The 8,776-nt window shown below is 67.6% G+C and carries 9 protein-coding genes; 8 read left to right on the top strand and 1 reads right to left on the bottom strand.

Annotated elements, in window-relative coordinates:
• The first annotated feature begins 85 nt into the window (after positions 1–85).
• The 6 genes from BMX93_RS12330 to BMX93_RS13180 are packed head-to-tail and all read left to right on the top strand — an operon-like array spanning position 86 to position 5,030.
• Positions 86–1,009 (top strand): ABC transporter substrate-binding protein, encoded by a 924-nt coding sequence (locus tag BMX93_RS12330; RefSeq protein ID WP_091971569.1) that lies wholly within the window; start codon positions 86–88, stop codon positions 1,007–1,009.
• Positions 1,010–1,017: 8 nt separating this feature from the next.
• Positions 1,018–2,103: a FecCD family ABC transporter permease gene (locus BMX93_RS12335; protein ID WP_091971572.1), complete on the top strand. Its 1,086-nt coding sequence runs from the start codon at positions 1,018–1,020 to the stop codon at positions 2,101–2,103.
• A 1-nt stretch (position 2,104) separates the two neighbouring features.
• The gene (locus BMX93_RS12340) at positions 2,105–3,193 is read left to right on the top strand and encodes a FecCD family ABC transporter permease (RefSeq protein WP_091971575.1); all 1,089 of its coding nucleotides are present in this window, start codon (positions 2,105–2,107) and stop codon (positions 3,191–3,193) included.
• Positions 3,194–3,242: 49 nt separating this feature from the next.
• Positions 3,243–4,076: an ABC transporter ATP-binding protein gene (locus BMX93_RS12345; RefSeq protein WP_091971578.1), complete on the top strand. Its 834-nt coding sequence runs from the start codon at positions 3,243–3,245 to the stop codon at positions 4,074–4,076.
• Entirely contained in the window at positions 4,073–4,696 is a 624-nt protein-coding gene (locus BMX93_RS12350) for a siderophore-interacting protein (RefSeq protein ID WP_218139341.1), read from the top strand. Before BMX93_RS12345 ends, BMX93_RS12350 begins: the two co-directional genes overlap by 4 nt.
• A complete protein-coding gene (locus BMX93_RS13180; protein ID WP_245725860.1) occupies positions 4,644–5,030 on the top strand; it encodes a siderophore-interacting protein in 387 nt (128 codons plus the stop codon). Before BMX93_RS12350 ends, BMX93_RS13180 begins: the two co-directional genes overlap by 53 nt.
• A 52-nt stretch (positions 5,031–5,082) precedes the next feature.
• Here the strand turns inward: BMX93_RS13180 and BMX93_RS12355 are convergent, their stop codons facing one another.
• Positions 5,083–6,219: a glycerate kinase gene (locus BMX93_RS12355; RefSeq protein ID WP_091971581.1), complete on the bottom strand. Its 1,137-nt coding sequence runs from the start codon at positions 6,217–6,219 to the stop codon at positions 5,083–5,085.
• A gap of 289 nt (positions 6,220–6,508) precedes the next feature.
• Between BMX93_RS12355 and BMX93_RS12360 the strand changes: the two genes are divergently transcribed.
• Positions 6,509–7,507, top strand: a complete 999-nt coding sequence (locus BMX93_RS12360; RefSeq protein ID WP_091971585.1) for a helix-turn-helix domain-containing protein — start codon at positions 6,509–6,511, stop codon at positions 7,505–7,507.
• Between the two features lie 159 nt (positions 7,508–7,666).
• A complete protein-coding gene (locus tag BMX93_RS12820; protein WP_143052919.1) occupies positions 7,667–8,758 on the top strand; it encodes a hypothetical protein in 1,092 nt (363 codons plus the stop codon).
• Positions 8,759–8,776: the final 18 nt, after the last annotated feature.

The following is an 8,776-nucleotide window of genomic DNA, read 5'->3' on the forward strand; positions in this document are numbered from 1 at the left end:
GGAACCTCCATCCTCGGAAGACCTCGACCCCTCCCCCCACACCGACGCGCCACCCGACCGCGCGACATGCCCTACACCCTCATCTATGAAGAGCCCCATTGACCATGCGTGGGGACAGACCACGATCGAGAAGGCTCCTTCCCGGATCGCCAACTCGGGGTGGAGCGGCGAGGATGCCGTGCTGGCCTTGGGCGTCGTGCCCGTGGGAATACCGAAGGGCAACTACGGCCAGCTCGACAGCAACGGCCTGCTGCCCTGGACTGCCGCAGCCCTCGACAAGCTCGGCGCGAGCGGTGACAGGCTGCCGAAGATCTACGACGAGACCGATTCGATCAATGCCGAAGCCATCGCCGACACCGAACCCGATCTCATCCTGGGGGTGTCCTCGGGGATCACGAAGGAGCAGTACGAGACGCTGTCCAAGATCGCCCCGACCATCCCGTACACCTCGAAGATCGCCTGGGGTGCCAGCTGGCGCGATGTGATGACAGTGACCGCCAAGGCGATGGGGCGCACAGCCCAAGGCTCCTCGGTGATCGCCGACTGCGAGAAGGCGATCGCTGCCGCGGTGGACGCGCATGCTGGGCTCAGGGGCAAGTCGGCTGCGATGATGTACATCGACCCGAAGAAGCTGTCCACCATCAGCCTCTACACCGCCGCAGACTCGCGCTCGGCCTATCTCACGGACCTGGGACTGACCGTGCCGGCCTCGGTGGCCCAGCAGTCCCAGGGCACCGACAGCTTCTACAAGGAGATCTCCGCCGAGAACGCCGCAGTGTTCGACGACGTCGACATCATCGTCGTCTACGGCGATACTGCGAGCCTGCTGAAGAATCTGCAAGCCGACCCGCTGCTGTCGAAGATCCCCGCGATCAGCCGTGGATCGGTGGCGGTGATCCAGGACAATTCCGATCTCGCCGCGAGCCTGTCGCCCTCGGTGCTGTCCATCCCTGCGCAGGTCGGTGCCCTGGTGACGGAACTGGCCAAGGCCGCCGACAAGGTGGGCTGATCGTCGCCATGGACGCTCCGAGCCTGACGCGGCGCACTGTGGCGCGCGCGAGGACGCCTGGCGGGGTCCCGGCGACCTCGGCCAGGGCTCGCGCCAGGACTGGGCGTGCCAGGGCCTGGGGCCTGGCGGTGGCTGGGCTGATGCTTGCCGCTGCCTGCGTGCTGTCGGTCGCGGTCGGTTCGCTGTCGGTGCCGCCGGGGCAGGTCTGGCAGGCGCTCAGCGACCCCTCGGTGCACACCATCGCAGCCGAGGCGGTGCGCTCGCGCGTTCCCCGCACGGTGCTCGGCCTGCTGGTCGGCGCTGCGCTGGCCTGCTCGGGAGCCATCATGCAGGGTCTCACCCGCAATCCGCTCGCCGATCCCGGGATTCTCGGGATCAACGCCGGGGCGGCAGTGGCGATCGTCATTGCGATGGCCTACATCGGGCTGACCTCGGCAGCACAGTACATCTGGTTCGCGCTCGCCGGCGCTGGCCTGGCGGCGGGCGCGGTGTGGGCGATCGGCACGGGAGGACGCGGCCACGCCACGCCCCTGCGCCTAGCGCTCGCCGGCGCCGTTCTCGCGGCGGTGCTCACCAGCTTCACCCAGGCGCTCTTGTTGCCACACGCCCAGCTTCTGCAGAGCTTCCGCTCGTGGCAGGCCGGCGGGATCGACGGCGCACGCTTCACGCAGATCGAGCAGGTGCTGCCCTTCTTCGTCATCGGAGCCGCGATGGCCGCCTGCTCGGGCCCGACCCTCAACGCGCTGGCGCTGGGTGATGAGATCGCCACGGGGCTGGGCACCCATGTCGGCCGCGCCCGGCTGTTCCTCGCGGTCGCCGCCGTCCTGCTGGCGGCCACGTCGACCGCGCTCGCCGGACCGATCGGTTTCGTCGGGCTCATCGTGCCGCATGCCGTCCGGGCGATGGTGGGGGCGGACTACCGCTGGGTGCTGGCCTGGTGCGTTGTCGTGGGCCCACTGCTGCTGCTGGTCGCCGATGTGGTGGGCCGGGTCATCACCAGGCCAGCGGACGTGCAGGTCGGCATTCTCACCGCGATCATCGGAGCTCCCGTCTTCATCGGTCTGCTACGCACCCGACGGCTCGGGGAGTTGTGAGATGAGCACAGGCACGCTGTATGCACCCCGGCCGGTGCCGGGCCATGACCGGGAGCTTGGCGCCGCCGGCCGGTCCGTGCGGTCCCGCCGGCGTCGTCGTCAGCTCCGCTGGAATCTTGTGGTGGCTGGTCTTGCCCTCCTGGTGGCAGCCCTTTTCCTGCTCAGCTTGTGCATCGGGGAGCGCACCTACTCGATCGCCGAGGTCGTCCAGGTGATCGCCGGGCAGCACGTGCCCGGCGCGAGTTTCGGGGTGGGCGTGCTCAGGCTGCCCAGAGCCTGCGGCGCGGTGCTCGCCGGCGCGGCATTCGGTGTGGTCGGGACGTGTTTCCAGGTGCTCCTGCGCAATACCCTGGCCAGCCCGGACATCATCGGCGTCACCGCCGGCGCCAATACCGCGGCAGTCGCCGGGATCATCCTGTTCGGTCTGTCCGGGCTGGCGCTCACCGGCCTTGCGGTGGCGGGAGGGCTGGTCACCGCCGTGGCCATTGCGCTGCTCGCCTGGCAGGGCAGCGGAGCCACCTCGCGGCTCATCCTCGTGGGCATTGCAGCCGCGTCGATGTTCGATGCCGCCACCTTGTGGATCATGACGCGTGGCAGCCAGTGGGACATCCAGGCTGCCAGCCGCTGGCTCACGGGGAGCCTCAATGGGCTGAGCTGGGCGTCGCTCGCGCCGCTGATCGGTGCTCTCCTCGTGGGCCTGCCGCTGGTGGGGCTGATGTCGCGCCAGCTCGGCAATCTGCAGCTCGGCGACGACGTGGCGTCGGGGCTGGGGGTTCGGGTGAGCCTCACGAGGGCGGCCATCATGCTCATCGGGGTGGTTGTGCTGGCCGCCGCGACCGCAACGACCGGACCGATCGCCTTCGTCTCGCTGTTGTGCGGCCCGATTGCCCTGAATCTGGTCGGCGCTGGGCACTCCTCGCTGCTGCCGGCCGCACTGGTCGGCGCGGCGATGGTGCTGGCGTCGGATTTCATCGCCGCGCACCTTCTGCTGCGCAGTTATCCGGTGGGTGTCGTCACCGGCATCCTGGGGGGCCTCTATCTCATCGTGCTGCTCATCCGAATGGGCCGCCGGACCAGGGGCTCGGCGTGATGGGCACACCGTGGGGTGGGCGGCTCGTCGATTGGGGGCAGGCAAGGCCATGACGGATCACGAATTCAGCGCCCGCGGCGTGTCGGTGGGTTACGGCGACCGACCGGTCATTGGTGGGCTTGATCTGCAGGTGCCGGCGCACCGGGTCGGGGCCATCATCGGCCCCAACGGCTGTGGCAAGTCGACGCTGCTGCGTACCCTGTCGCGCCAGCTGCGCCCCAGCGCGGGCGCGGTGCTGCTCGACGGGCGGGCGATCCACTCGATGCCGACCCGCGAGGTCGCCAAGGTACTGGGATTGCTGCCCCAGTCGCCCACCTGCCCGGAGGGGATCGTCGTCGAGGATCTGGTCTCGCGGGGTCGTACTCCGCACCGCGGCAGCTTCGGGCGCTGGACGAGCGCGGATGACGAGGCGATCGCCCTGGCCCTGGAGGAGACGGGCACCGCGGAGCTGGCCGAGCGTCCCGTCGACGAGCTGTCCGGCGGGCAGCGTCAGCGGGTGTGGATCGCCATGGCCCTTGCTCAGCAGACCGATCTGCTGTTGCTCGACGAGCCCACGACCTTCCTCGACCTCGCCTACCAGATCGACGTCCTGGAACTGCTCGTGCGGCTCAACGAGAGCCGCGGCACCACGATTGTCATGGTGCTGCACGACATCAATCTTGCCGCCCGCTACTGCGATTGGCTCGCGGCGATGCGCGACGGCACGGTGAGGGCCCGGGGCGGGCCCCGTGAGGTGGTCGATGTGGAGACGGTGCGTGAGGTGTTCGATCTGGAGACGGTGGTGATCGACGATCCGGTCAGTGGGGCGCCGCTGGTCGTGCCACGAGGGCGGGCCGGCCGGTCGGCCGGCGAGCGCACTGCGGCGCGGGAGGTGCCCGCGTGAGCGCGTCGGGTGCACCCGGGGGCAGCGCTGATTCGCGTCCGGTCAGTGCCGGGGGTTTCAGGCCCTACCGCGTCCGGGTCAAGGAGAGGCGCAGGCTCAGTCCGCATTTCGTCCGCCTGGTGTTCACCGGAGAGGATCTCGACATCTTCGGATCAGACTGCCTGGATCAGCGGATCAAGCTGGTCTTTCCCAATGCGGCGGGCGGATGGCTGGACTACGGCATCGATGATCCCGAAGCGGTCGCGTCCGGGCTGTGGTACCAGCGCTGGCTCGCCGCGGTGCCCGAGCGGCGCAATCCTCTCCGGACCTATACCGTCCGGGCTGTCGATCAGGCCCGGCGCGAGGTGAGCGTGGACTTCGCGGTGCACGGTGCGATGGGTCCAGGGGCCCGCTTCGCGCTGGCCGCCCGATCCGGTGACGAGTTGGTCATCATCGGCCCCGATGCCCGTTCGCCGCAGCGCCGGGCCGGGATCGACTTTCAGCCGGGCAGTGCCCGGCGGATCCTGTTGGCCGGCGATCTGCTCGATCGTCGAGTCCTGTGCCCGATCCGACCCTGCTGGGGCGCCGCTGATCCGGGCGTTCATCGAAGTGCCCGAGGCCGCGGATGCGCTCGGTGGTGACAACCCCCATGCCGAGCTCAGCTGGCTGCCCAGGAGCGGTGAGCACGGCTCGGCGCTGGTGTCCGCGGTGTCCCAGTTCTGCCGTACCGATCGGGCATTCATCGCCGCCGACACCCATGACCCGGATACCCTGCTGCCCGATATCGATGTCGACAGCGCATTGCTGTGGGAACTTCCGGACCTCGCAAGCAGTGGTGATTTCTACGCCTGGATCGCCGGGGAGGCATCGATGGTGAAGACCCTTCGGCGGCTGCTGGTGCGCGATGCCGGGGTGGATCGCCGCCGTGTCGCCTTCATGGGCTACTGGCGCGCAGGCAAGGCGGAGGGCAGCTGAGGCAGTGCCCGGCAGGTCCCCGATCCCCTGGCCGGGGGATCGAGGACCCGGCTCAGGCGGACGGGGTCTGCCAGCTGAGCGTGCGCACCGACCGAGCGACAGCAGCGCGGAGCAGCTCGGCTGTCCGTGGCAGCGCCTGCGCGAGAGGCATCTCGCGCGGGGTGATCTGCACGAGCTGAGTGACGCCGATCTCGTGCAGCGCCGCCGCGCCCTCGCCAATGCGCCCGGCGAAAACCACCACCGGCAGATGTGCGTCCGCGGCGGCGCTGGCCAGGCCCGATACCGTCTTCCCGGTGACGCTCTGGGCGTCCACCGAGCCCTCGCCGGTGAACAGCGCGGTGGCCCCGCGCAGTCTGCTCCGGAGCTCGGTGGCCTCGATGACCACCTCGACGCCCGGGCGCATCTGGGCGTCGAGAAAGGTCATGAGGGCCCAGCCCAGCCCGCCTGCGGCTCCGGACCCGCGGGCCTGCGCCAGCCTGCGGCCATGGTCTCCGGCGAGCCGGCTGAGGGTGGCGAGCAGCGAGTCCAGGCGTTCCACCGATGTGGCAGTGGCACCCTTTTGCGGCCCGAAGACCGCGCTGGCGCCGGTGGGGCCCAGGAGCGGGGAGTTCACGTCGCAGGCAGCGCGGACGCCCAGTGTGCCCAGGCGGGCATCGAGCCCCGTCGTGTCGATCGAGGCGAGGCAGCTGAGGTCTTGAGGCCGCCCCGACAGTTCCTGACCTGAGGAGTCGAGGAAGCGCGCGCCCAGCGCCCGCAGCATCCCGGCGCCCCCGTCATTGGTTGCTGAACCGCCCAACCCGATGATGATCTCGTTTGCCCCGTGATCGAGGGCCGCGGCGATGAGCTCGCCCACGCCGGTGCTGTCGGAGGCCATGACGTTCCGCTGCCTCTGGGGGATCTGGCCCAGCCCGACGGCCGTCGCCACGTCGATCACTGCGGTGCGCCCGGCCAGCCACCAGGCTCCCTCGATCGGCCGGCCCAGCGCGTCGTGCACCCGTGCCTTGATGCGCTGCGCCCCGAGCGCCGCACCGAGGACCTCGGCGAAGCCCTCCCCACCGTCGGCCATCGGCACCGAAACCGCTTGTGCGGCTGGATCGGCGTCGTGCACGCCGCGTTCCATCGCCCGGGCGGCTTCGAGGGCACTCAGCGACTCCTTGAAGGAGTCGGGGGCCAGGACATAGGTGGTCATGGTCCCACGATGCCACGGAAGGAGACTGGCAAGCCGGGCCCGGCACTTCTCGGCGCGGTCTGCAGGTGGGCCGGGGTTGAATGAATGTGCGGGAATGCGGGACCGTGATCAGCGGTCATTTCGCGCCAGATGCCCCACGTTTTGCGACAGCCGCCATTCCGCCAAGAGATGGTCGCTCGGGTTCCTGCTAGATATATGAAAACCACTGGTTCGCCAGGAACACTCGTGGTGTGTGTGGCACTATCCGTGGGGCCCAAACCACTGCCGCAGAAATGGGAGTCAGAAAGCGATGTCACCTCACGCGGGAAGTGATCTGCTGGTCTCGCGCACGGGGTTCCGTTCGATCAATTTCGAGAACCGTGATGGGCGGGCGCGAGGTGATCTGGGCTTCATCGAGCGAACACAGCTGGAGGTCACCCGGGCGGTCAGCCCGACGTATGTGCAGGTAGCAGCGGTACGCCTCGATGGGATCCTGGTGGCCCACGCAAAAACTCGTCCGATGACTGCGGTGTGGCATCGTGACAGGATTGACTCACAGAATCGGTATCTCTATCTCTTCGTCACCAAGGGAACCATCGAGGTGGACGGCGGCGAGAACTCAGTCATCGCATCATCGGAGGGAATCTGTATTGTTGCCCCTGGGTCGGCAGAGGTGACTCTCGACGTCAAGGGCGATTCCGATATCGTGTTCTTCTCATTCGACCGTACCCAAGTGGCACCTGTGGTGAGCAGGCGTCCTCTCACCGCACATCCACCCCAGGATTCGCTGGTCTTCCGCACGGCCTATACATACCTTCGTACTCTCGCGCATTCGCCCGAGCCCAGCGATGAGCGCAGCACCGACGTCCTGCGATCGCTCACCCTGGGCGTTGCGCATGCCCTCGTCGTGGAGTCGACCCCTCGTGAAGTGGCAGATGATCTGGTTTCGCGTGCTCGGCAGGTCATTGTGAGCCACTACCGTTCCTCGCGTTTTGCGGTGGACGACATCGCACGTGAATTGAGGGTCTCGCGTCGCAGCATCGAGCGGGCCTGCGCCGATCAGGGCGTGAAACTGGCTGACCTGCTACGGCTGCAACGAACCGAGCGTGCCCGAGAGCTGCTGAGTGAGCAGCCGCAGCTGTCGTTGAATGCGGTGGCCGACGAAAGTGGCTTCACCTCGGCCGAAGTGATGAGGCGTGCATTCCGGAGGTATTTCGATGCCTCGCCTGCCCAGATCCGCTCGACCCTCATTGCACCCGCAGCGGACAGCGCTGGCCCCATCCCAGCCGCCGGTCAACGCATCGGCTGAGGTGCCACCCGCCTTTTGCGACAGCCTGCACACACTTCGCGGCATCGTGGCATTTTCGATCGTTCGGCGTCGATGCCCTGGTCATACTGAATTCGGATTTCACGCCTCGGTGTGGCATCTGGATAATCACCCGGGCAGACGCCGGGTGGATAACTGCGAATGATTGGATTCAATATGCCCGTTGAACCTACTGAAATCGACCGGGGGGCCGATCGTCCACCGGCGCCGAACCGCCGGACGATCATCAAGGGGGCTGCCTGGTCAGTCCCCGTCATTGCGGCAGCTTCGATCGCCCCGATGGCGGCGGCGTCTGGGCCCACTTCGGGCAGCAAGACCTTCACCGTCCCGGCCGTCAACCCCGACGATTACGTAAACGTCGACTGGCCCCCGACTGCGGGTCGCTACACCTTCACGGTCCCGGCCGGCGTCACCGTCCTCAGCTTTACCGTCATCGGCGGTCGGGGCGGTGGCGAGTGGGGAGGCTGGCCTGCCGAAGTGAGCGGCACCTTGCCTGTGACCAGTGGTGAGACGCTCGACATCATCGTCGGGAATGGCGGCTCAAGTAACGTGGCTTTGGGCGTCCCCAGGATAGGTGGTGAGGGTTATGGTAATGGCGGGTCATCCAATGCGGATCCGGGCGATGACGTGGTACGAGGCACTAGCTTCAGATACGGCACGAGCGGTGGTGGTGGCTCTGCCATCCTGCGCCTTGGCGACCCGCTAGTCGTCGCGGGAGGCGGGGGAGGAGCACCTGGCGACGGCTTCACCCTGAATCGCGGTGAGGACGACTATCCTGCGGGCGGCGATGCGGACCACGATGCCGCGGACCGGATTGACACGGAATACAATTACGGTGTCACAGGTGGAAAGTGCTCGGGTGCGGGAGGCACGAAGTGGGGCGCCGCCCAAGGCTGGAAGGACGGGATCACCGCGCCTGCCGGCAGCAGAGACGGTGCAGATGGGGTGCTCGCCAAGTATCACCCCCAGCACTTCTATTACCCCCAGACGCGTATCTCTTCCGGTGGGGGTGGCGGCTATCAAGGAGGCGGCTCAGGGGCTATCGCCTGGATAGACAGTGCGATGAACTCGGATGGAGAGTTGTCCAGTGCGCATATGATGGGTGCGGCCGGCGGTGGGACAAGCTATCTTGCTCCTGGGGTCAACGGCACCATTAAGAGGTTGCGCCGTTTGGTCATGGTTGTTTGTGTGGTCTGTTGTTCCAGCGGTATCTGGTCCAGGCTTGGGCGATGAGTCTTCGGGTGATGATGA

The organism is Propionibacterium cyclohexanicum (assembly GCF_900111365.1).
In the GTDB taxonomy this organism is placed as follows: domain Bacteria; phylum Actinomycetota; class Actinomycetes; order Propionibacteriales; family Propionibacteriaceae; genus Propionibacterium; species Propionibacterium cyclohexanicum.